Annotated in this window: 20 protein-coding genes and 6 pseudogenes; 5 read left to right on the top strand and 21 right to left on the bottom strand. The window is 38.3% G+C overall.

What is annotated here, in order from left to right; all coding sequences use genetic code 11:
- Positions 1-32 precede the first annotated feature (32 nt).
- From UB51_RS00465 to UB51_RS00435, 9 genes and pseudogenes are all read right to left on the bottom strand, one after another.
- Entirely contained in the window at positions 33-1,385 is a 1,353-nt protein-coding gene (locus tag UB51_RS00465) for an ATP-binding protein (RefSeq protein ID WP_044875592.1), read from the bottom strand.
- Positions 1,382-2,056 carry a response regulator transcription factor gene (locus UB51_RS00460; RefSeq protein WP_044875591.1) on the bottom strand — a complete coding sequence of 225 codons (675 nt, stop codon included), beginning with the start codon at positions 2,054-2,056 and terminating at the stop codon, positions 1,382-1,384. The genes UB51_RS00465 and UB51_RS00460 overlap by 4 nt, the downstream gene beginning before the upstream one ends.
- Before the next feature lie 56 nt (positions 2,057-2,112).
- Entirely contained in the window at positions 2,113-4,083 is a 1,971-nt protein-coding gene (locus UB51_RS00455) for a serine hydrolase domain-containing protein (RefSeq protein ID WP_044875590.1), read from the bottom strand.
- A gap of 479 nt (positions 4,084-4,562) precedes the next feature.
- Positions 4,563-4,907 (bottom strand): winged helix-turn-helix domain-containing protein, encoded by a 345-nt coding sequence (locus tag UB51_RS29375; protein ID WP_324607738.1) that lies wholly within the window; start codon positions 4,905-4,907, stop codon positions 4,563-4,565.
- A 29-nt stretch (positions 4,908-4,936) separates the two neighbouring features.
- A complete protein-coding gene (locus UB51_RS29370; protein WP_324607737.1) occupies positions 4,937-5,254 on the bottom strand; it encodes a response regulator in 318 nt (105 codons plus the stop codon).
- 492 nt (positions 5,255-5,746) lie between these two features.
- A complete protein-coding gene (locus UB51_RS00445; protein WP_044875589.1) occupies positions 5,747-5,950 on the bottom strand; it encodes an S-layer homology domain-containing protein in 204 nt (67 codons plus the stop codon).
- Positions 5,951-6,579: 629 nt separating this feature from the next.
- Positions 6,580-7,080 (bottom strand): annotated as a pseudogene (locus tag UB51_RS00440) (MBL fold metallo-hydrolase); the annotation flags it as partial.
- A gap of 12 nt (positions 7,081-7,092) precedes the next feature.
- Positions 7,093-7,302 (bottom strand): MBL fold metallo-hydrolase, encoded by a 210-nt coding sequence (locus UB51_RS26125; protein WP_052675715.1) that lies wholly within the window; start codon positions 7,300-7,302, stop codon positions 7,093-7,095.
- 454 nt (positions 7,303-7,756) lie between these two features.
- Positions 7,757-8,074: pseudogene (locus UB51_RS00435) on the bottom strand (ATP-binding cassette domain-containing protein); the annotation flags it as partial.
- A gap of 413 nt (positions 8,075-8,487) precedes the next feature.
- On the opposite strand from UB51_RS00435, the pseudogene UB51_RS00425 reads away from it, so the two are divergent.
- Positions 8,488-9,237, top strand: a pseudogene (locus UB51_RS00425) (class I SAM-dependent methyltransferase).
- A 132-nt stretch (positions 9,238-9,369) separates the two neighbouring features.
- Positions 9,370-9,823 (top strand): annotated as a pseudogene (locus UB51_RS28630) (transposase); the annotation flags it as partial.
- Positions 9,824-9,906: 83 nt separating this feature from the next.
- Here UB51_RS28630 and UB51_RS29520 read toward each other — a convergent pair.
- Both UB51_RS29520 and UB51_RS28625 read right to left on the bottom strand, forming a co-directional pair.
- The gene (locus tag UB51_RS29520) at positions 9,907-10,257 is read right to left on the bottom strand and encodes an IS3 family transposase (protein ID WP_052675712.1); all 351 of its coding nucleotides are present in this window, start codon (positions 10,255-10,257) and stop codon (positions 9,907-9,909) included.
- Positions 10,139-10,456, bottom strand: coding sequence for a hypothetical protein (locus UB51_RS28625; protein ID WP_234405512.1), 318 nt, complete (start codon positions 10,454-10,456; stop codon positions 10,139-10,141). The genes UB51_RS29520 and UB51_RS28625 overlap by 119 nt, the downstream gene beginning before the upstream one ends.
- A 96-nt stretch (positions 10,457-10,552) precedes the next feature.
- Here UB51_RS28625 and UB51_RS00410 point away from each other — a divergent pair, with 96 nt between their 5' ends.
- Together UB51_RS00410 and UB51_RS26735 are read left to right on the top strand one after the other, a co-directional pair.
- Complete coding sequence (locus tag UB51_RS00410) at positions 10,553-11,557, top strand: hypothetical protein (RefSeq protein WP_044875587.1); 1,005 nt, start codon at positions 10,553-10,555, stop codon at positions 11,555-11,557.
- Between the two features lie 238 nt (positions 11,558-11,795).
- Entirely contained in the window at positions 11,796-12,002 is a 207-nt protein-coding gene (locus UB51_RS26735; protein ID WP_144406926.1) for a hypothetical protein, read from the top strand.
- Positions 12,003-12,631: 629 nt separating this feature from the next.
- Here the strand turns inward: UB51_RS26735 and UB51_RS00400 are convergent.
- The 3 genes and pseudogenes from UB51_RS00400 to UB51_RS28120 form a co-directional block, all read right to left on the bottom strand.
- Positions 12,632-13,378, bottom strand: a complete 747-nt coding sequence (locus UB51_RS00400) for a hypothetical protein (RefSeq protein ID WP_044875586.1) — start codon at positions 13,376-13,378, stop codon at positions 12,632-12,634.
- Positions 13,379-13,476: 98 nt separating this feature from the next.
- Positions 13,477-13,802, bottom strand: a pseudogene (locus UB51_RS28620) (group II intron reverse transcriptase/maturase); the annotation flags it as partial.
- Positions 13,803-13,957: 155 nt separating this feature from the next.
- Entirely contained in the window at positions 13,958-14,131 is a 174-nt protein-coding gene (locus UB51_RS28120) for a hypothetical protein (RefSeq protein ID WP_160297215.1), read from the bottom strand.
- A 339-nt stretch (positions 14,132-14,470) separates the two neighbouring features.
- On the opposite strand from UB51_RS28120, the pseudogene UB51_RS28615 reads away from it, so the two are divergent.
- A pseudogene (locus UB51_RS28615) lies at positions 14,471-14,702 on the top strand (transposase); the annotation flags it as partial.
- Between the two features lie 81 nt (positions 14,703-14,783).
- Here UB51_RS28615 and UB51_RS00390 read toward each other — a convergent pair.
- The 7 genes from UB51_RS00390 to UB51_RS00360 all read right to left on the bottom strand — a co-directional run bounded on the left by UB51_RS00390 (position 14,784) and on the right by UB51_RS00360 (position 23,510).
- The gene (locus UB51_RS00390; protein ID WP_044875584.1) at positions 14,784-15,779 is read right to left on the bottom strand and encodes a hypothetical protein; all 996 of its coding nucleotides are present in this window, start codon (positions 15,777-15,779) and stop codon (positions 14,784-14,786) included.
- A gap of 441 nt (positions 15,780-16,220) precedes the next feature.
- Positions 16,221-16,559 carry a thioesterase II family protein gene (locus tag UB51_RS26120; RefSeq protein WP_324607770.1) on the bottom strand — a complete coding sequence of 113 codons (339 nt, stop codon included), beginning with the start codon at positions 16,557-16,559 and terminating at the stop codon, positions 16,221-16,223.
- Positions 16,560-17,017: 458 nt separating this feature from the next.
- The gene (locus UB51_RS00380; RefSeq protein WP_160297214.1) at positions 17,018-18,604 is read right to left on the bottom strand and encodes an ABC transporter ATP-binding protein; all 1,587 of its coding nucleotides are present in this window, start codon (positions 18,602-18,604) and stop codon (positions 17,018-17,020) included.
- Between the two features lie 53 nt (positions 18,605-18,657).
- On the bottom strand, positions 18,658-20,265 hold the full coding sequence (locus UB51_RS00375) for an ABC transporter ATP-binding protein (RefSeq protein ID WP_044875582.1): 1,608 nt from the start codon (positions 20,263-20,265) through the stop codon (positions 18,658-18,660).
- 65 nt (positions 20,266-20,330) lie between these two features.
- Positions 20,331-21,527 carry an ACP S-malonyltransferase gene (locus UB51_RS00370; RefSeq protein WP_044875581.1) on the bottom strand — a complete coding sequence of 399 codons (1,197 nt, stop codon included), beginning with the start codon at positions 21,525-21,527 and terminating at the stop codon, positions 20,331-20,333.
- A 19-nt stretch (positions 21,528-21,546) separates the two neighbouring features.
- A complete protein-coding gene (locus tag UB51_RS00365; RefSeq protein ID WP_082062950.1) occupies positions 21,547-22,284 on the bottom strand; it encodes a radical SAM/SPASM domain-containing protein in 738 nt (245 codons plus the stop codon).
- Positions 22,281-23,510: a glycosyltransferase gene (locus UB51_RS00360; protein ID WP_044875579.1), complete on the bottom strand. Its 1,230-nt coding sequence runs from the start codon at positions 23,508-23,510 to the stop codon at positions 22,281-22,283. Before UB51_RS00360 ends, UB51_RS00365 begins: the two co-directional genes overlap by 4 nt.
- Positions 23,511-23,567 lie beyond the last annotated feature (57 nt).

Here is a 23,567-nt window from a genome sequence, read left to right as displayed (position 1 = left end):
AAGCTTGATGATAAACTTAAAAACACTTACCGTTATCGGATAGGCAAATGAACAACCACTGTCGTACCTTGGCCTACCTGACTTTTCATTTCGATGCTTCCATGATGAAGAGTCACAATTTTCTTAGCGATGGCAAGCCCTAGGCCATTACCGCCGATGTTGCGGTTCCGCGACGGGTCCGTTTTGTAAAACCGCTCGAAAACATAATCGAGCTGCTCCGGCGCAATTCCGATTCCCGAATCGGTTATCGCGAAGAAGATTTCATTCACCGAATGGGTAATGCGTATTTCGATATGCCCGCCTACGGGGGTAAACTTGATGCCATTGCCGAGTAAATTCATCCATACTTGGTTAAGCTGGTCCCGATCTGCCGTTATTTTGACCGCATCAGGCAATTCTAAATCAATTCGAATACCCTTGGCTGACCATTGGGGCTCACAAGTGACGACGATTTGTCTAATTTGCTCGTCGAGGTTATATGTGGTCGCCTCGAATGGATGATGCTCCGAATCTAGGGAAGCGAGCTCCAGCAAATTATCACTAAGTCTGGATAGTCGCCCGCTCTCTGCGATAATAATATCTAGGTAATAATTCCGATCACTGTCTGCTACCAAGTTGCTGTTCTTCATAGCCACAGCAAAACCGGAAATAGACGTTAGCGGGGTCTGAATTTCGTGAGAGACGTTCGACACGAAATCCTGCCTCATCTGCTCCAGCTGTTTAAGCTCACTCGCCATCTCATTGAAACTTTGTGTCAAGGCTCCCATTTCATCGACACGTTTCGTTTGTATTGCCACATCGAAATCGCCCTTCGCAAGTCGTTTGGTCGCTTGCGTCAATGCTTGAAGAGGTTTCACCAAATACCTAGCCGCAATGAGAATGCATAGGCTTCCAATCAATAGGCCGAGCAGAAATACAAGTAGCATCATCCGATTCATAATATTTTCGTTCTGTGAGGAAAACTGCATAAACATAGCATGCGGCTGCCCCTCGAATGGAAAGGGAAGACCGATGAACGTTTGTTCTACCTCACCGGGAGAACGATAAACTTGTCCCCGCAGCACCTGTTCAACCGCTTCCGGCGCAATTTCGACGTTGTTCGTATCGTCTAAGTCATAGAACGTTACGTTACCAGAAGCATCATACATATGAATCGGATAAGCGGATACCTTCACCATGCGCTTTATGAACACATCCCGATCATCGGGTTTTGATTGTTCATAGAGACGTATAATCTCCTCTCCTACTGCAATCATGTCGTTCTGTCCTGTCTGGTTTATTTCTTTCTGGAATAGAAAGCGCCCAATAAAGAAAGAGGATAGCAGGCTGAAGATGATAACGGCCAGAAACGTGCAAATGATACGGACGTATAAGGTTTTGATCATGTGATCACCAACCGGTACCCGAGACTGCGGGCCGTTTCAATTTGAAAATGTTGCGAATCGCCAGCAAATTTTTCCCTTAGTCGCTTAATGTGAACATCGACGGTCCGGTCATCCCCTTCGTAATTCATCCCCCAGATATGCGCGATCAATTGTTCCCGGGTAAAAATTTGCCCGGGATGGTTAGCCAGCTTGAACAGCAGCTCGAATTCTTTTAACGGCAGATTAAACGTCTCATCTCCGCGAATAACTTGAAAGTTACGGCGATTCAGCATAATGCCGCCCAATTGTACGGTCTGTGAAGAGACAATCATATAACGTTTCAGCAACGCTTTTACTCTCATCACAAGCTCCAGTGGATCGAACGGCTTCGTTACGTAATCGTCTGTTCCAAGCTGAAAGCCCTTCACCTTTTGCGCCGATTCCCCCTTGGCCGTAACCATCAATATAGGGATATTCAAATCTATGCGCCTGATCTCCTTGCACAATTCCCAACCGTCTAATTGGGGCATCATAATGTCGAGGATAACCAAATCTATTTGAGAATTTTCGACAATCGCTAGCGCTTCCGCACCGTCTCTTGCCTCTAATATCTCGAATCCTTCATTCCGCAAAAATAAGGTAATCAACTCGCGAATGTACTCATCATCATCCGCGATCAGGATTTTGGCCATAAGAGTGTACTCCTCCGATCTCTACCGTGTTCCTCCCCGAAGGGAGGATTGTTTCTTCATCCAAACTGCCACCCCAATAGATTCCAATGATAAAAGAACAAACTCATCACCACTGCCGCTAGCGCCACGAGTGTGTAATGCACGCGCTTCGGTACCGTCCAATACTTATTTTTCCATGCCATTACGCTTAAAGCCATTATCGTCACGGTCAATCCGACAAGTATAATAGGCATGAACAGATAGAGAGCTAACGATAACGGAATGCGGCTAAGCCGATCCAGCAGATCCATGTTAAACAGTACGAAGAACGTTGCGACGCAGGTCGCTAGCGCCCAAGCGGCGGTAGCTGCCGACAGCCGAACTGCCCACTTCTGCGGTTTCGGCATCGCTTTGATTTCACGCCTGCGAAAAGCGAACCCAATCAAAATGCTGATGAATAGAACTGCTGAGATCCCAAGCAAGAGCAACCAGAACTTAGATTGATCGAACAGCGGCGTGCGTTCGAGTGGCATGGGATTAAGTTCATCAAGAAACAGATAAGTGACCTTTCCGGATGCATCGGTGCGGAATCCCATCTGATGTGTGCCTCCGACTTCTTGGAATAAATCCCGTCCGATCGGAGCGTATACTTGCTGTTCTGCTCCGCTTCCAATGGATAGTTGGTTATTGGAAACCGTAATGCTGATCTGGGACAGAAAACTGAAAAACTTATCTATATCCGTGTGGTTACGGCGCGTGAATTGATAGGAACCGGCGTATTTCTGCACGGAATCCTCAAGATTGGCGGATGTAGGAGGCAGTATGACTTCCTGCATCGGAAAGTAACGATCGAAAAAGGCTTTCGCCACCCCTGCTGCTGCTGCTCCACCATCCCCCCCGCTATAGGATACGAAAATGCCGATTTGCTTATCGGGTACAAGATAAAGCCCAGTATTGAACAGCGTGTCGGCGCCCCCATGGGAAATAATGCGCAGTCCGTTCATCTTCATCTCATAAAAGCCAAGGTCCATTGCTGGTAAACGCTTGTCAAACTGAAAAGCCGGTGAATGCATCAATCTGGCGGTTTCCGGTTTGAGAATTTGTTGATCTCCATAACGTCCGTCCTGTAGATGGGCGATCATGAACCGGGCCATATCGAGAGCCGAGACCGAGCCCGATCCCGCGGGGCGGAAACCTCCCTCGAACGTAGGGGGCTTGGTTACGAATCGGTCGTTCTCTTGGGCATAGCCTAGCATGGCATAGGGCTCTAAAGACGCGGGAATAGGCTCCTGGACCGTTGCGTATTTCATTCCGAGCGGGTCGAAGATGTTTTTCTGTATATAGTCGTTATACGCAATGCCGCTAACTTCCTCAACGATTAGTCCCGCTAACGAGGCGCCATAATTAGAATAAGACAACATCTCGCCCGGAGGCCGAACCCGCGCCGGCATATGCTTGGCAAGCGTTTTTGAAATCGACACTGGCAGTTTCTCAGGATCCGTGGTGATTTGATAGCCGACGCCCCCCTCCTCAAACCCGGCGGTATGGGTCAAGAGATGACGCAAAGTAATCGACTGCGGATAGGTTTTCGGTATTTTCACCGTTTTTAAATAGGTGTTGACGTCAGTATCGAGATCAAGCTTACCCTGCTCGACCAATTGCATCACTGCCGTCCATGTAAACAGCTTCGTTGTCGAAGCGATCCGAAATAGGCTGGCCTCAGGGTCGACTAACTTGCCTTCTTCGAGGTTGGAGTGACCGTAGCCCTTAGCGAACAGGTTCTTTCCATCCTTAACAATAGAGATGACCCCGCCTGGAATTTTGAAATCGTCCATTTGCGATTTCATGACACGATCAATGAATGCTGTTAGCTCAGTGGCGTCGTTCAAATCGGTCGCCATTCCCTCTGGTTTGTCGGATGGCAATGTTGAAGCAGGAAGCGCTTCCGATGCGGACGCCTGAGCCCCAAACAAATTTGCTCCCAGCCCAACAACCAGCAACACCAGTAACAATATTACGCAGGATCTGTTCCTCATAGATGATAACATGATAAGCCTCCAATATTCAGAATATTTGTGATAACTAACTCTCGACTTTCATTGGAAAGCATATCAAAAAAATATGAACGGAGCGTGAACCTGGCATTCACAAAAGCGGAGACTCGTCAGATTGAACTTCAAGATAAAAATTGAACAGGTGGAACTACAAAAGTATAATGCTGAGGATTAACCTCATTTGAAAAGCTCAATCGCAAACTTCTGCTCAGGCTGGTAGAACGTGTCGACATAAAAAAAGACGGTGATGTAAAAATTATTTACAACTTCACCGTCTAAGTAAACCATTTATTTGAAGGGAAATGCCGCTGGAGCCTTTTTGGGTGGCTGGATCATTACACATACGGGAATCTCATCACTACCTTGGTGGGCTCCCTGCTCGTAGCACTCGGTTTAGTTCTAGCATTAGCCGTCTTTGGTATGGAACTATTGAGAAAACGATGTAGACTCTGTTAATTTGTTGTTCTCCAACCTTATTCATGCGCACTGCCACCTACCCATATGTAACCTAGACCATAGACAGTTTTGATGTACTTAGGTGAAGAAGGTTCATCTTCAAGTTTACTCCGTAGTCTTCTAATGGTCACAGTCAAGGCATTCTCATCTACGAACTCCGCATCTTGGGTCCAAATCTTATCCATTAACTGCTCCCGCGTCAAAATGTTACCCTTATTCATCACAAGTATCTTCAATAGCTTCTGCTCCATCTTGCTCAGGATCACAGCTTGGTTATGACTGCGAAAATCCATCTTTCCAAAATCAAATGTCATATGATCGATGGTCAGTTTGTCCCCACTATGTTGATCCGACCTTCTCAATACTGCCATTACCCGGGCGCGCAGTACCATTAAGCTAAACGGCTTGGTAATGTAATCGTCCCCCCAAGCTCAAAGCCTGTCACAATATCAAATTCCATATCATTAGCGGTCAAAAATAATATGGGAACCTTCGATTCTCTCCGTAGCTTCTCACAGAAATCCAAGCCGCTCCCATCAGGAAGATTCACATCAAGTATAATCAAATCGATCCCGCCCGCAGCAAATAATGTCTCAGCCGTAACCAAATCATGAGCTTGTTTAATCCTAATGCCATCCTGAGCAAGCGTGAGCGCAATTCCCTTATTCAGACTAATATCGTCCTCTACTACAAGTAATGTTGTGTTCATATGATTGCTCCTCGAAGAGACTATTTGTAGTCACTAGCATTTCATTAAAATAACATTTTATTTTTCCAAAACAACTGAATGTCCATCTGCCAAAGCATATAGGACACACACCGGCAAAATCTCACCCGCTCTCCCCTTATGATTAACGGATATGATGCAAGGAGAATAATGACCATTGCTGTACTTTCTGTACTAGACCTTACTTTTTAGCTAAAAGAAAACACTTTATGTATTTACCATACTACAATTTTCTGCGAAATTTCCCGGAATCCTCTTTCAAAAACAATCTTAGATTGAAATTCTCATTGACTTAAACAAAAAAACTCAAGTGGTAGCAACTTGAATTTTTCATTCACTAATGACACTCCACATGTTTGGAGACTTCATATTTGAAATTAGACAAGGGTTATCCCTTAAGCAGTTTATTCTACCGCTTAAAGGATAACCCTTGTTATTTAAATCTAAAGTCAGTTTGGACTGACGTTCTTTACTTTACTGGCTCTTGTATGCCAGCACTTTCAGCAGTACCGTTACGGCCTCTGCTCTTGTTGCTTGGGCATCAGGATTGAATTTGTTTGTGCCTGTACCTTCAATAATGCCAAGCTTCTTTATTGATCCGCTCCTGCTTCTTGCGACTTCAACGCATTCATCAGCATCACAACAAATTCCGCGCGTGATTGCAGGCTCCAAAGACACCGAAGGCCCTAGCTCCCTTCATTAATCCGCCAGTCACTACCCAAGTACATGGTAAGTTTCCCACATTTAGGGCACTCCCTCCAGCTTCTGCAGCCATGAGGGAAATAGAACTTCCCCACCACAATATACCGTCTGAAAAGGTCGAAGATCGAATTTCTGCTGCACTGTCATCTTTAAAAATCGGATACATGTTGCGTAAAACTGGCATATCTAAATCATTTAGTTTAGCTGTCTTTCAGCTTGTGTTCTCCTTAGTTTTTCAAGGTCGAACTTGGGTTTCGCTTGCTTGAGAGTAATCGTGGAGAATAGTTACCTGGCAAGGATGTCGTGTATCGCTTCTTAAATCATTCTCGTTTTGCTTGGCGTAAATTCTTGCATCTGCTAAGCTTCAAGATCATCCAGCAGTTTGAATCGTTCAATTCAGAAACAAGAGTGCTGGCATTCATAAAGATCGCAGCAAGAAGGCCGAGTTGCTTGCACGTGTATTCGATCATACGACAGGTAGATTCGCTCGTGGCTACAATATGCTGACGCTTGGGTGGTCGGACGGATTTAGCTTTGCACCGATTGATTTGTCATGTTGAGTTCCGCTATAGCCATACTATAATTGTGTTCGCCCGAGGCTACACCTACTCCTCAGCGCAAAATTGACTCAATACTTGAATTACTTGCTCCTTGTTCATAGGAGCGCCATGCCCCGGAATATAAGTAGTAAATGAAATGTTTTCTAAAAATGCAATATATTCCTTCATTTTTATTGGATCAATCTTACCTTCTTCATGGTAATAATCACCACTGTGTGCATCACCTGCAAATAAAATTCCCGCTTCTTTTAAATAAACAACGCATGAATCTTCTTCATGCGGTCCACCTACCTTAATAATTTGGCAAGTGGTACCCCCTAAGTCCAACGCTAAGGAATTTTCAAAGATAATGGTTCCTGTACTAACCGTAATATTATCAAAGCTATCATATTCTTCTTTCATACAGTTATAGGAAAATTCTATTTCTTCTTTTGTCTCTAAGCGCTTTAAAACAGATTCTTCATCCCACCTCCACCGTTTCATTCGCTTTAGCATTTCATTCGTTAATGAAGATACTATCGTTTCTCCATCAAATGCATGCATACCAAATGTATGATCCTAATGCCAGTGCGTTATAAACGCATATTTGAGATGTGGTAGATGGTTATCATCCAAATGCTTTATAAATGCATCAATATGCGACTCTGAATTTCCACAATCAATCATAATTGAAAAGTTCTCACCTAAAACATACCCCAGAACAGGCCGGTCTGTTTCTCTAACACTTTCCAAATAATAAATACATTTATTTATTTTTTTCAGTTCCATAATATAGTTTTCTCTCCTTAATCCAATGTTTTTTCGTTTTGTTTCTCTGCCAAATTATTATAATTTTTGTTGCAAAAATCCTTCCCATAAATCCATTCTGAAATCACGGATTTTCGATCTAAAAAACATAAAAAACATAGAAAACATAGAAAACATAGAAAACATAGAAAACATAGAAAACAGGTCTATAATAACGAGAGTTTGGCAAAATATCGTTCATTTTTTAGCAGCCCCTCATCTAAATCTCCTGTTGTGGTCAGAACCAGATAATCTCCTTCCGTAACGTTTTGAAGTTAGTCATTTTTAAAAAATCCGATACAAATCATACACTTCCTCCGCGTCCTGATCATGGATGGTATTAATCAGTTTCTTTAGATATTCCTTGCCACGCTTACACACCTGCCTTTACGTTCACGTCTCAAAAATTTATCATTTATTATACCATGATGGAATCCTAAGGCGAACAGATGGCATTGGCAAATCCCAACCGCTGCTTCATTCCGAGCGAATAGGTTCCAACCTTCTGTGTCTTCACATCCGACAGACCGACAATCTCCAGCGTTTCCTCAATTCGATCTATTCCGACTTTTTTTAAGAAAGCAGCGCTGAGCTTCAAACTTTGAACAGCACTCAAATGTGGGTAAAATGTTAGAGTCTCGACAATGCTTCCGACATTGGAGATGGCTGTCTTAAGGTTTTGCTTTATCGATAATCCATTAATCCAGACATCACCTGTTGTCGGAAATACAAGGTTGGTAATCATTCGAATGGTCGTTGTTTTGCCTAATCATTATAGCGACTCATAATGCCAATCTTGTCGTAAACGCTGATGCTGAACAAGTTATTGTTGCAGGTAACAATGGTGAACTTCTATCATATGTTAGCGGATCATTGGAAAACACCTTTAAAAATAGATCATTAACTGACTCTCTATTAAAACAAGGTATACGAGAACATGTGTGTGACATCCTTGAGGGTGGGGAAAGAGCATTTGGAAAAGGAGAACGTAAAGTATGGATTAAAATAAATAAAGGCCCCTACTTCAAGTAGTGTAGGGGCCTCAGACCGTCGACATTCTATATGCTGATGGCTCTTTTATGCCTTTAATCAAGAATGAATCATGTTATAATGAACTGTAGTCGGATAATGAAGTACGGAAAATTTATATTGGGGGAGGGCGCCGGCATGGACAAGAATGCAGTTTATAAAACAAACAGCTTCTATTGGGATACAAAAGGTAATGACTTTTTAGGAGCAATCGTGCTTCCTTTTTATGGAGCATTTGTCTCAGAAGAAAAATGCCAACTTTTTGGTGATGTCTAAGGAAAAAAGATGCTGGAGATAGGCTGTGGAAACGGTCAATCCTTGCAGTATCAGGGGGACCGCAAAGCATCTGAACTATGGGGTATGGATATATCAGAAAAACAAATCGAAAAGGCAACGCAACATTTGACGTCGTGCGGTCTTTCAGCAAAATTGATCTGCTCTCCCATAGAAGAAGAATGTGGCATACCAGAGGATTATTTTGACTTTGTTTATTCGATTTATGCCATAGGCTGGACCACCGACCTTGAGGGTACTTTTTGCCGGATCGCTTCTTACCTAAAAAAAGACGGCGTATTTATTTTCAGTTGGTCTCATCCTATACACAAATGTGTTGTTGCAGAAAATAATATGCTTGCTTTTAACAAGTGTTATTTCGATGAATCTTGGTATTCGGTATCTCTTGATTTAGCCGGAGAAGGTGTGCTAGCATTATCGGACCGTAAACTATCAACCTATGTGAATGCGTTGGCAAAAGCGGGATTTGTCATTGAGCAAATGATTGAGCAATCTGATGATGAAATTATGCAATCGTGGGACGATAACAGCGATTTTGCAAAAAAAGCAAAGATGCTTCCTTTAACTTTTGTAATCAAGGCAAGAAAGCTATAAGAGTACAGTATAAGCATTTTCCACGCATTATACCATAAATATACAGCGCATACGAAATAATTGTATGCGCTGTTTTCGTGTAAAAACCCCAAATTACCCTAATTTATACTATAATGGTATGGGTGATATACAATGATGGGGATAAAAAATTCGATAGATCAATTTCAAGTAGAAATGCTTTGTCTTGATAACCTTGTGCCGGAAAAACATTTGGTGAGAAAGATTGAAAAAGCGATAGATTTAGGTTTTATTCATGAATTAGTCATAGACCTTTATTCACCATTCGGCAAGGAGAGTATAGACCCCATAGTATTGATAAAGCTTAACATTATTCAGTATTCGCTCCATGCGGCAGACAATCAAAGAAGTTGAAGTAAATGCTGCCTATCGTTGGTATATAGGTTATGGATTATCCGAAAAGATACCGCACTTTTCTACATTCAGTAAGAACTATTCACGGCGTTTTGAGGGTACAGACTTATTCGAGCAGATATTTACAAGAGTAGTAGCTGAAATCATAAAGCATGGTTTTATTGATGAAGAAAACGTCTTTATTGACGGTTGGCACATTAAGGCCAATGCTAGCACCGGTTTCGCGATGAACATCAAGTCCACAGCAACGTTCAAGAATGGGAGGGACAGAATGGTCGCTGAGACAAAAGTATTTTTTTACACTTGGTTATCCAATACAGAAGCCGACAATTGATTTTGCTCATTGATCATACCCCTGTCAAGTAGACAGATGAAAAAAGCTATGCAGCCAAGTTTAGCCTGAAACCGTTGATAGTTATAAAAGTAGATATAATCTTCAACGGCTTGATGTATCTCGGCTTCTGACTTACACTGATGAAGATACAACTTCTCTGTTTTGAGATGCGAAAAGAAGGATTCGATACATGCGTTATCCAGGCAGGTTGCTTTGCGAGAGTGGCTGCCTTTGACGCTGAATGCTTCTAATCGTTTGTTGTACGCTTGAGACGTATATTGGAAGCCCTGATCCGAATGGAGTACGGCTTCCAATATACGTCTCTTTTTCTTGTACACTTATCAACCCGTTACGATAGGAGGATATTTGCCAAGCTACGATCTCATTGTTAAACAAGTCCTGAATTGCCGACAGGTAATAAAAGCGTGTCCCGTCGGAGATATCGACAACCGCATGAATCTTGGGTGCTTTGAAAATAGTTAGTTGTACATCAACATTGCTTGAGGGCGTCAATATGCCTGCCGAATTCCCAACATATTAACAGAAGCGAAGGATAGAAGATAATTTACCAACGAAGTACAATTAAAAAGATGCCAAGGGAGTTATATAATGATAAATAAATTACCGATGTTTAACCCTACAATTCAAACTTATCCTAAACATGCGCATATTACATCTATACTTGCTAAACATAATAATTTTAATGAGTGGCTTTTCAATAATCATATACAAATATTCTGTTTAACTTATAACGGTGAGACAAATCATGATACTTATTTAGATACTTATGAACCTTTGCATAGAGTTTATTATCCTTTATTAGAGATGCAATCGATGAGTAAAGATCTATTAAAAGCAAATAATATAGACACTTGTGATTTTATTGTTAATTGCATTAATTCGGGGTACTATATTTATTTAAGTGTAGATACTTATTATATACCTACTTACTCTAGTAAAGAGCATTCAACTCATGATCTCTTTCTTTTTGGATATGATTCTGATCGAAAAGTGTTTCATGCAGCAGATTTTTTTAACAGCCACTATACTCATGAAGATATAGGTTTTGACTCTATGAAATTAGCTGTAGAGAGTTTAGGTACAGGCTTGAATGACTTTAAAGATGTACAACTGTTAAAGATAAATGAGAAGCCTATTAATCCTCTATACTCATTAGATGTTGAGCATCTTAAGAATAATTTACATGATTATTTATATGAGAAAGACACTTCTTATAGATACAAAGAGTTTGAAGGTCCATTTAGTAAGGATGATAATAGAACTTGGGGATTGGGTGTATACAACACCCTTTTAAAAGTTCTCAAAGAAGAAATAATCCCGAGTGTAACTTTAAGGTCTATTCATGCTCTATATGAGCACAAAAAACTTATGAAGATGCGTGTGAAATTTTTAATTGAAAATAATTTCATTAAATCGCATTCTGATTTAATAGATTGTTTTGAAAAGGTAGAACATGATGCACTTATTATTAGAAATGTGCTTTTAAAATCTATGCACAATAACAAACATAATGATAAAGTATCGATTTTATTAGAACAATTAAGAATATCAGATAGGGAATCGATTGAAAAAATAATTGAATCAATTTCATAATTCCCAAGTCTTGATCTATATAAATTAAATGAAGATATTTATATTTTCATAATTAAACGATCAAAGATTCAACCGACGATTGTTTACGTTACTTGAGGGCACAGGCGTTAGTGGGAATCTGATAGAACTTACGAAAATACGTTATTCATCTCATCATGAATTAAGTTCCGGGCTAGCCCCCCTCTGTCACAATAGTTGTAGTACCTCTCAATAGAATGTACAGTAGTTAAAATAGAGAATGAGGTGGAGCACACGAGATAAGTTTTCCATTCTAGTAGAGACAGCCACGTTAAATGAGATCGAATTGTCTGAGTACTGTAGAACGAAAGGTCTGTTTGTAGAGCAAGTGGAAGCCTGGCGTGATGCTTTTGTGCAAGTAACGGAGGCGTTGCAGAACAAGCTACAAAACCACAAAAGGAACTACGTGACAAAGAACGCGAGATGAAGTCACTAACTCGTGAATTAAAAAGAAAAGATGCCACATTAGCTGAAGCGGCAGCCTTACCGGTGTTGCGAAAAAAGGCCCGAGCGATCTGGGGGGACCCCGAGGACGAATGATCCAAGTCTCAAATCGTCAGTTAACCATCGCATTTATTCAAGAGGCTGTGATCCTGTCGCCATCAAATTGGAATTGATTCTGAAAATCCCGATATCGATAAGATTGTGGCAGGTATTTAGATTTACCGAGATTATCTATAAAATCAGCGTTATCTTAACAATGAAATTTTCTTCCTATTGGATAGTGAGAGTCGTGTCCCCTGCTATGTAAGACTAATCCTAACTCCGCCTGATCACTTTAAACTTTTAACTCGATAAAGTTCATTTAATAAAGATCTCAACACGTTTTCTTCATTTGTTCGAATATCTCCGAGGGAAGAGATTATTTTTTTAATAATAGCCGTATTTTTTGTTAATGCAAATTTTAATAATAAGTTGAGAAGGATTAAACATTTTTTTCAATTTCACTATAATTCATATAAAATTTATCCACCTGTCTTATATAGTTTTACTTACCCATATATTGAATATGTTGTAACATACATGTTTTATGTTCCCATAAAGTATGTAAAATTCTTATGTCGATTTTGACCACGTCAGATAATAACAAATCGAAATATTTTTCAAATAATCGTATATATCAAGCCCATAAACATAATCATCGCTAAATGCTTCAGACAAACGATAATATGAATATGATGTACGTTTTGAAGATATGTAATCGTTTATGATATCCATCACAATATTGATATCATAATTGTAGGAGACATTATTATTGATTTGCAGTAGATAATTATTTTCCATATAGTCTTCAGTAGTTTCCATTTTTTGAAAAGATTCAACATAATGTTCAAATGAAATCTCATCTTGTTCATACTTTCTATTTTTAGTAAAATTCGATATGTTAAATGTCCTTTTTAAAGGATTATACCCTAAAATCATCACAGCATGTGGGCTTTTCCATTTTTGAAAAGGTTCAGTATTAGGGATGAAAAATTCATCGAGATGGATGAATAAATAGTAATTCATATCAATACATTTCTTTGTGAACCCTATGATATCTGAATGACATTTCATTAAAATTTCTCTCTTAATATTCTGAGAATTAATCCAAGGATTATATTCTACTAACCAATTGAAGGAACCAAAGTCTAAAAAAATACCAGTGTAATTTTCCACATTTTTTTTACATACTAATGGAACGTAATAAGTATAGATCCACGGCTTGGAATTTGGTAAACCTGTGATTATAGATAAAGGATATGCATGTCTCGGATAAGATGCGATGAGAGGATAATGCCAGCTTAACTTTACATTAGACATACTACGACTCCCTATATTCAATTTTTTGACTCTATGGTCTTTTACACTCTTCTGGACAGAAAAATTGTGTTCTAGTAAACACAAACATTACATTCATTTGAATTCAAATGTAATTGTGGATCAAACACTGAATTCAACACTTGGGCAATCGCTTGTTGGATGAGGCGGTCTTATACGGTAGGAATTCCTAGTAACCTCACACCTTTGCCATCGGGTTTCGGGGTTTCGGGATTTCGACCCTTCGGACTGGGCTAGGTTCATAGGTTCCAACCTCTATCGCTTGCCGAATTTGAAACCAGTTTTGTAGAATGTGTTCTCGTAAGGATTTTACGGACATGCCATCTACGCCGTGGCTTCATTTATTTGCTTAGACACGCTTTAAAGCTGACAGTAGGCTTCCCCGTGATAGTAACTCCTGAATCATCCATTTACTCCTCCTTGCGTGAATTTTTTCTTTCTTTGTGCCATCGGTAAGCTCTACCCTCGCCAAGTCCCCCACGGATTCACCGCTTCTTCCTTCGAGTAAGTCCTTTCGGATTGTCTGCATTGCTCACCCTTGAACGCTGAATTATTCAATTCCTATTTCATGTTCAGCCCTTCCGCAGATCGTTGCAACAACCTGCGTACTATGGCGTCTGCTGACTTCTGTAAGTTCAGCCTACTCTCACAAGTAGGGTTACGAAGTTCACTTCGCTTGCCATACAGATCTCCCCAGGTAAGAACGCTATCTTCCTCTCCATCTATCTGCTTCATTTACTCTCGTACATCTCGACAGTATGGACTTTGGTTTGTATAGCAAACTCATCCAACGTACGTTAGCCTTATATGAAGTTCGTGTTCCTCAGACCAGAGATTTGCCGCCGGCTTCCTTCAGATTCCACCTCACGGTGGACACGCTTGCCTTAAGCTAATGGCTACTACTGCCTTCACCACTCGGGACTTTAACCCTAGAAATAGTGCCCATGCTGGGCGCACTACAACAAACCCAACGCCTACGTGGCATTGGGTCGAATTTCACAAAAACTGTATTCGTTTTGCAAGGCTCTCTACTACTCTACTCGCAAACTTTTTTAAATACCCAGCAGAGATCCAGAGATCCGTAAAATTATTTATACGACCAACATCATTGAGAGTTATCACCGTCAGTTACACAAGGAAACGAAAGGGAAAACATCTTCCCTACAGACGATTCCTTACTGAAAATGCTTTTCTTGGCTACGATGATGTTACCCGTAAATGGAAAGGGCGTGTACATAATTGGGGACAAATGCTCCTACAACTATTCGTATTTTTTCCGGATCATATCTGGCAGTATCTTAGATAACTTTTCTCCCCTCGGGGAGGAACTATTAAAATAGTTACACAAAAGATTTGACAGATCCTAGACAAACCCCTGAACAGCCTCTTATATTATTTGTTTGATCTTTAATATCAAGTTTTTTAGAATGTCCTCTTCTTGTTGTTCTATTTGTTTAATGAGTACACTCAACTTATCCTTTTCATAAGTTCCAAAAGCGTTAGTAATATTAAATTTTAGAGTATTATTAAATAATATATTAGCTGTCTTTACCAGTTTCTCGCTACTAATAATAAGTTCATCTATATTCTTTATATATCCCATTTTTTCCAAAAAATTTATTCGTTCTAATAAAGCCACTTTGTGTTCAAGTAACAAACGAAAAACTCTTATGTCCCAAAAAGTAGTATTCGCCTTAATGTAGGATATTATATATTCATACACATCTTTTCCATAGGCATCTTGTTCGTTAATTGGAATATCAAAGTATTTAAACTGTGCATCATTCTTACCATTTAAAAAGTCTTCCATTTGATTTAATATAAATGAAACATTAAAATGGAAATCTTCCTTTTCCGGAATTATTAAGCCGAATGTTCTTTGCTCTGTATTATTCATAGAAGAGCAAAATATAAAAGCATCGCGAAAATCATCATAAGACACCTTTTCGGGAACAAATTGACCTTCTCTGTTATAACCTACTACATTTAGTATCTTTTCATCATCATCATAACCTATTATTAGAATATCATGTAAAAAGCTTTTTGAATAATAGGCATGCCGGTTTGGTAAGAAGTATTCGTTGATATATGTATTCACATAATATCCATGATTCAATGAAACGATAATAAACTGAATTGGATCAGTAATATCTTCAACAAAGGATTTTGAAAGATAAGTTTTGCTTAAAAAAGGGTTTCTTAATACTGAAAAAACTAGCTTATGGTCTTCTAAGTTTAAATCTGTTTTAGGGCAACATAATTGAAAATAATTCATATGATACCATGGTATTGCCTCTTCAATGGTTGACGTTATTCCTAAATCACAAGCTAGATAGTTGAATGTCCTAATAGGAGGCACTAAAAAGGGTAGCAGCTTTTTCATAATATCTTCTCCTCGAAAAATGTTTTATGCTTAATTTCTACTTTGCTTCTGTAACCCAATTCCATAGGAACTGACGATGAAGGTCGTCTTTAACCGTCATTACTCTAAAAAATCGAGTGGATTGCGATTATCTCCAGCGACCTAAGCCTGACAGCCTAGGGACATTCTGGTCATCATGTGTGGAGTGCTCTTTCTGGTCGGAAGATCCTCTGGAGCTTATTAATCTAATATACTTATTCTAGGATCCTATGACAATAAATCCAAACACAGGGGGGGGAATTTATCCAAATTTCATCTACTTAAATTGGTCTCCGTCCTTTTCAATTTATAAAATATAATTCTTAAGAAGGGAAGGATAGAGAGATACTAACTTTCACAAAATAGTGTTTTTTGAAGCCATTAAGGTTGAATTTAACTAATTCATCACTTCAGACTCTTGATCTAAAATAAAAAAATGTCCTTCTTCAAACTCTTCGAAATGACACGACCATTAGTTTCCTTTTTCCAATTTATTAGTTTTGCCCCTTCACTACTTGTATCTTTATTACCGAATAAAATAAACAAATCGTTTTTTAATTTTCTATGATTACTTGCGATATACTCTTCTGTTATTTTATAATCTGCTCTTAGAATAGGTCCAAAGAGAGCTGTGAGTTCATCATTATCAAAAACCAACGCATTTGTCCCTCCAAGATCAATTATTTTTTCATAAAAAAATTTATCTGGTAGTAAATGAATTTGATTATTTTCTCTTTCTGTAGGGCAGGAGCATCCTGATATAAATATAGTTCATCGCCCGGCTTTAATCCTAATTCTTGAATATGATTTAGGACTTGTAGCGTCCTTCTATAAAAAAATGGTATGGAATATATTCTTCTTTTGTATCACTGTAAATGAAAGTTATGCCTTTATCTTCAATCGTTTTTATTTCATGAAACATGCTTGTTAAAGTGCTATTTATCATATATATATCCTCCCAGTCCTAAGTGTGTAAATATAGCAATTAAAAAATCATAAATTTAAGTTTTAGATCATTAATTTTAAAATTATCAATATAACAAACATTGGATTTATTAATACGCTAGAGCATGACAACTATAAATTATGCCTCTATCAGTATAAGAGTTGAGTGTAAACTATTAAATGGTTTAAGCTTATGTGAATGGTGAGGTAGGTAAATCTAACAGTACACTCATGGGCTCTCTCTAACTGACTCATTTCATTCTAATACTATTGTCTTACAAATAAATAACATCATCTGCCCAATTTACCACATCCGGCCGATGTGTGATAAATAATACTGCTCTTGTTTGACTTGTAAGTTTCACTGTCTTAAATATATGCTCTTCCGTATCCTTATCAAGGGCTGAAGTAATTTCATCCAATAATAGTATAGGCGCTTCTTTTACTAGTGCACGAGCAATTGCAATGCGTTGCTTTTGCCCACCAGATAAGCTTTTCCCATTATCAACTAAAATAGTGTCATATCCATCCTTTAGGTTAGTAATAAACTCATCTGCACCCGCCATTTTGGCTGCCATGATAATTTTATCTTTAGTTGCATGAAGGTTTCCAAACTGTATATTTTCCAAAATCGTCCCCCTAAACAAGAATGGTTCTTGTGGAACATAGGCCGTATAATCCCTAATATTTGTATAAGTCTCTTCATTACTACTAAAGGAAATCTGCCCTGCATCAGGAGTATAGAGACCTAAAATTAACTTCATTATTGTACTTTTTCCTGACCCACTTTCTCCCAGAAGTGCGGTAAGGCCATTTCTTTTTAAAACGAGGTTAAAGTCTGACAAGACTGTAGATTTTTCGTCATACCCAAATGATAAATGATTTATTACAAGTGGATACTGTGTATCTGATTGTTCATAAATTAAATCATTCATACTTTCTTTTGGAGTATCAATGATCTCAAAGAGACGTTTTACTCCGGCAATGTTTCCTTGCATACCGGCAATAAACTGTACACATTCCACAAATAACATATCAGCTGTTCCTTTAAGTGCCATCAGTGCAATAACTGTACCCCAATCAGATAAATCATAATATACAAACAACGCACCTACAAAAATTATCGCCACATAGGATACCATGTCTACTGTGGTTAGTGCAGATTTCATTATTGCATTAATTTTTCCACTTTTTAGCTTTATGTCTGATTCTGCTTTTGCCGATTCCTCAAAAGCAGTTTCTTTACTTTTTTGTAAATTAAAAATCCTTATGGTTTTTGCTGCTCTTATAAGCTCGTACATGTCCGTAGTTGTTTTAGCCAAACGTTGTTGTTGCTCTGTACCAATCGTTTCAAGTCGTTTTGAAAAATAGGAAGAGATCAGTACAGAACAAGAACCTAGCGCAAATACTATAATGGCAAACCGCCAGTCAATGACTACCATAATGATGATACCGCCAATTCCTCCAGATGCGCTGCGCAATAATTGAAAAATAGTTCCATGGTATATATCAGAAAGACAACGGACATCATTTGTAAGCGCCGATAATATATCACCTGAGGATTTACTATCATGATATTTCATTGGAAGACGCACACTATGTTCGCACAAATCTGTCTTAAAATCGCGCAACGTAGCTTTAGCTATTTTTTCAGTTATATATGTAGATATGGGAGCATAAATCCACCAAATTAAATAATTAACAATAATAAACGCCATTGAAGTCCAAAATGCTCTAATATCTCCATTTACAGTTGAATTAAAAACACCCTTAATGCCAACCGTATACAATACTGTACAAAAAAACTCAACTAAACAAAATAAATAGATGAAATTCATAAATCTGTGTTTCTTATTATCCATAAGTGATACCACACGTACAATTGTCATTATATTAAAGTTTTTGAATAAGTTCCTCATAATTCGATCTTCCTTTCAGCAATATCAATCAGCGTCTGGCGGTGGGCAGCTATGATAATCAACTTATCTTTTGACACTTTTTTGATCGTTTCAAGGATAACTGATTCGGTTTCAATATCAAGTGCACTTGTAGGCTCATCCAATAACCAGATCTTACTATCTGACAAAATTGTCCGTGCAAGTGAAATTCTTTGTTTTTGGCCGCCCGAAAAGTCTGCATTTCCGTCACCTACTAGTGTGTCAAAACCAGCCGATAGCTCAGACACAAAAACATCTGCTCCTGCTAACTTCATAGCATTTTCTACTTCCTTGTCCGATGCTAAAGGATTAGAGAGGCGTACATTGTTTAAAAGTGTATCTGCAAATAAATAGCTATCCTGTGAAACGACCGAAATTGCACCACTGACAACTATTTCTCCTGTTTGTGGCTCATATAATCCTGAAAGCAGATCCAATAGCGTTGTTTTACCACTTCCTGATTTACCACAAACCGCTACAATTCCTGGACCTGTATGCTCAAATGATATGTTAGAAATGATAGGCGCATTGTCCATGTATGAAAAAGATACATTATTAAGCCTTACACTAGGCAAGGTATTAGTGTAATCCGAAATCTGTTTTACAGGCTTTTGTTGGTGTAACTTTTCCATTTTCACTATTCGATTAATCGAGGCGATACTGTAATTCAATCCATTTAAAAGAAATGGAAAATATACGGTTGGGCCAATGATAAAGGTCAATAGATCAAAAACAGATATGAAGGTACCAATAGAGAGATTGCCTTCAACCACCATATATCCGGCGAAGAACAAATATGTAATCCTAGGTATCATTGATGTGGAAGAGCATGCTGTTTGCATAAGTGAATTCCAAATGGATACCTTTACATCCGCTTGATAGACTTTTTCATATTCGTGTCTAACCTTTTCTTTTATAAGTTTTTCTGCGGAAAATGACTTGACTATTGGGATAGAGGACAATATTTGTTCTGCTACGGATAAAGCTCGACCTTCGCTATCGGCACAAATAGGATACAATTTATTCATTTTTTTATTTAATGATAGCGTAAAGAATATTCCAATAGGCGTGTATATGAATGTGACCAGAGCCAGTATCGGGTTAATAAAAAGCAGGTATATAAAAGCGCCTATAGCCATTGAAAACTGCGAAAATATACTGATAAGGTCTCCACCTATAAAGGAACAAACCGTTCCAATGTCTGAATTTACAGTTTTTAACGTATCACCTGTTTCTAACTGGATCATCTCGCCATACTCAGCGTTAAGTAACAAATGAGAAGCGTGTTGCTTTAAATCTTTCCCAGCGAATGCCGCAAGTCTTGATACACATATTCCGCTTATATATGAGAGCACAAGATTGGCGATAATTAATAGAATAAACTTTAGAAGTGAAATCAGGATCATCCACTTATTTCCTGAGCTTGTATAATCTATTAACAGCTGAGTTGTTTTTGCTAGCATAAGACCTGATCCAACTGTAATCAATGTGATACCTGCCGCTAATATAAACCATTTTTGATGAGGTTTTATGACCTTCCACAAAAACTGTAGGGCTGATTTGTATCTATTTTCATTCTTTCTCACACTTACACCTAACCTTTCCAACATATATTAACGATTTGATTGAATGATTTTCGCATGTCTTACATCTAATTATGGAAAGGAATTCCAAATTTATGATAAATTTCTTTAATAACACTATCTGTGTTCCCTTTCAAATGGGACAACGCCATTTGGAAAAGGGACGTGACTTGTTTTAGTTTTTGCATATCTATCAAACTGTCATCATGGAGGTTCTGAAATTCCTTTATATAAAACTGCAATTCATTGCTTAATTCAGTTCCGAATGTGGGGATTTCAGCCATCGTCACCGTTCTGCCTAGCATTTCTTTACATAGAAGCAGCCTTCTGTGCTGCAATGACTCTATATTGTAACTGCGAAACTTTTCGAAGTCATCAGAGTTAATTATCTGGTAACACCTTGAATTAGGACAGTTTTTGCTTAGCTGTTCTGGAAGCACCCTTGTAGAGCTGAACTGAAAATACATCCTAACACCTTGACTATAGGGATAATTCATACATCTACGCATATCAATCTTTTCTGTCAAATGCCTAACTAGATCATACTTCATATTCTCCTGTCCTAATGGCAGTGCGGTAACATTTGAGATAATTGGTACTTTTGATGGTAAGAATGTAACTCGATCAACATAGCTGTAGAATTCCGAACATACTGGATTTAAAGCTGGAGAATGATAAGGCGCTGCTACAGCAATAGGAACAGCTTTATAATCTTTAAGATAGGAGCATATCTCTTCACGGGTATAGTTATCATATGAAATGATAATATCCTCTTGGGAGTTTATAATGGAAACTCCCACATACCGATTGCTACCGCTTAAAGTCTCACATAGTGCCTCAAGGCTGCTGAGGTTGGAATAAGGACACTTCACATGTAACATACCACAGGAATGACCTTCAACAGCTTTTTGAACTAATTGAGTACGAAACGCCACCAATGAAAGAGCCTGCTCAAAAGAAAGAATTTCAGCACTTACTAACGCATTATAATGTCCTAAACTATGACCGAATAAATAAGAAGGTTTAAACTCTAAATATTCCTGATAATATTGATAGATGAGATGATTAAGTACAAACACAACAATTGGCATATATCGAAAACTATTTATATGCTCCTTACTGCTAAGTATGTTTTTCAAATCGTAACCGACAACCTCATTTGCACGTGCTAACCATTTATTCGCTCTAGGGTATAAATTGACTAGTTCCTTAAACATATTTTCACTTTGTTTTCCCTGTCCATCAAAACAATACGCTACATTCATATCTTCACCTCTGTTTCTTCTACTCTTCTGCTTTAGGATTATAAGTCAAATAAGAGAATTGGCAATTTCTGCAAATATCTGGTGCTCCAGGTTGCAATTTGATTTTTTTAGCCATAGCCAACATATTTTGATATCTTTCGCTACTTATTACATCATATAGTGATGTCTCGATGATATTACCTAAGCGGTATGTATTTTTCCAATCATGGGTACACAACGCCACTTCTCCATAATGGTCAATTGGTATTTCTAAAAAAACTTTTTTACATGCAACTAAATTCTCATATTTACTTTCGTATATCTCAACACGTTCATCCATTTTGGCTGAATTGATTACAACATCTCGGTGCCTGTCTTTCACTCTATTCAGAAGGTCGCGATTCTTTTCGTCATAGCATGTCAAAATGATCTTATCGAACATATCAAGTGAATACCCCAATCTTTCAATATGAGGTATCAAAAGTCCATTACTCCAAAGCAGAAAACGATTGTTTGGCAATTTTTGTATTACTTGCGAGATTTGTTTGATGTACATTAACGGCTCATTATAATGGTGAAACGCTACATATCCATCAAATTTTAAATCGTTGGCATGATGTACCGCCTCACATATTTTTTCAACGGTAAGCGTCGGTTTATTCTTTGGACGTTTGATATAGTTAATAGGGCAGTTATCATGTGCCGATTTCAAGTTGCAATCCGTACCAATTTCAAACGATAATAATTGAAGTAAAGACAAATCAAACACCATACTCATACACTCTCCTTAGTACTTTCAGACTTTTTTTTATGCAACAGTTCTTCTACCAACTTATGGATAGTATTGTACGGCATTGCTGCCTTCATTTTCATTGAGACAGCTTGCACTCGATTCAATATCACTTCATTGCTGTAAAGGGAAGTCACAGCTTCTCCAACGGTTTTTATGCTTGCCTCCCGCTCTTTTAAGAAAAAACCCAATTTTTCTTTTTCAACCCACCGAGCATTAATAAATGCGTCATTTGCAAGAGGGATCATCAGCATTGGCACAGAAAAGTAAAGAGATTCCATAATACTGTTTTGACCAGCATGAGTAATAAAGAGGTCGGCTTTTTCTAAAATATCCAACTGACATACAGTTTCGGCAACATGTATATGCCCAAATTGTTTATATTTTTCACTTAATAATTCGGCGGCAGACCCTGCGCTTACATAAATTTGAAAATCCCTATCTTTTAAAGCATCTATACATATAGACAATAATTCCTTTTTAACCATAATGGTGCCAAACGAGATGTAAATTATTTTCTGATTCACTTGTTTCTTCTCCAAGGCTCCACCTACCTTCTTAATTAATGGGCCTATAAAATGGTAGGATTCATCTAAATTTTCTTCATAGCTACAGAATTCCCTATTAATATAAACGATATTGCGCATTCCTTTAGAACAGAGTAGATCTACAAGTGTAAAACTGGAATCCAAACTGTATTTTTTCCGTATTGCCTTTTCACACATGCGAAGTGTGTTTAAGTTTAACTGTTGAATCTCACTCTTATCAGAAGTATATCCTTCAAAAATAGTGTTACTGTCTTTAAGGAAAGATTCTTTCAGCAATGGCTGTGTAGTGACTGAGGATATATAAGGAATATCAAGTTGAAGAGCTATTTGTTTTCCCCAAAAAGCAAAAGAATCATATATAATTAGATCCAATTGCAATTTTCGATAATCCTCGATGTGGTCAAGGTATTCATTGTTACAGGTCAAAATTCCATCAGCAAAATAATAAATTGCGTACAAATCCTCTAATTCCACTTTCTTACTTGCTTGTTTAAAAGAGGTAAATCTGCAGTCAAGAAATTGGAGACCAACAAAATCCTGTACTTTATATTCATCACTGATGTCAAAGAAAACGTTGTGGCTCTGTTTTACAAGATATTCCGCAATATGTAGCAAACACTTCGTGTGTCCATAATACGGAAATGAAAAAATCATAATATTGAACATTCTAATTCACCTTGTATTACACACATTCTTTTCACAATTTCCTTTCTCGCTGATGCA

This window comes from Paenibacillus sp. IHBB 10380 (assembly GCF_000949425.1).
In the GTDB taxonomy this organism is placed as follows: Bacteria; Bacillota; Bacilli; order Paenibacillales; family Paenibacillaceae; genus Paenibacillus_AQ.
Note: the sequence above shows the minus strand (reverse complement) of the source record. Positions and strands in the feature narration are given on the sequence as shown.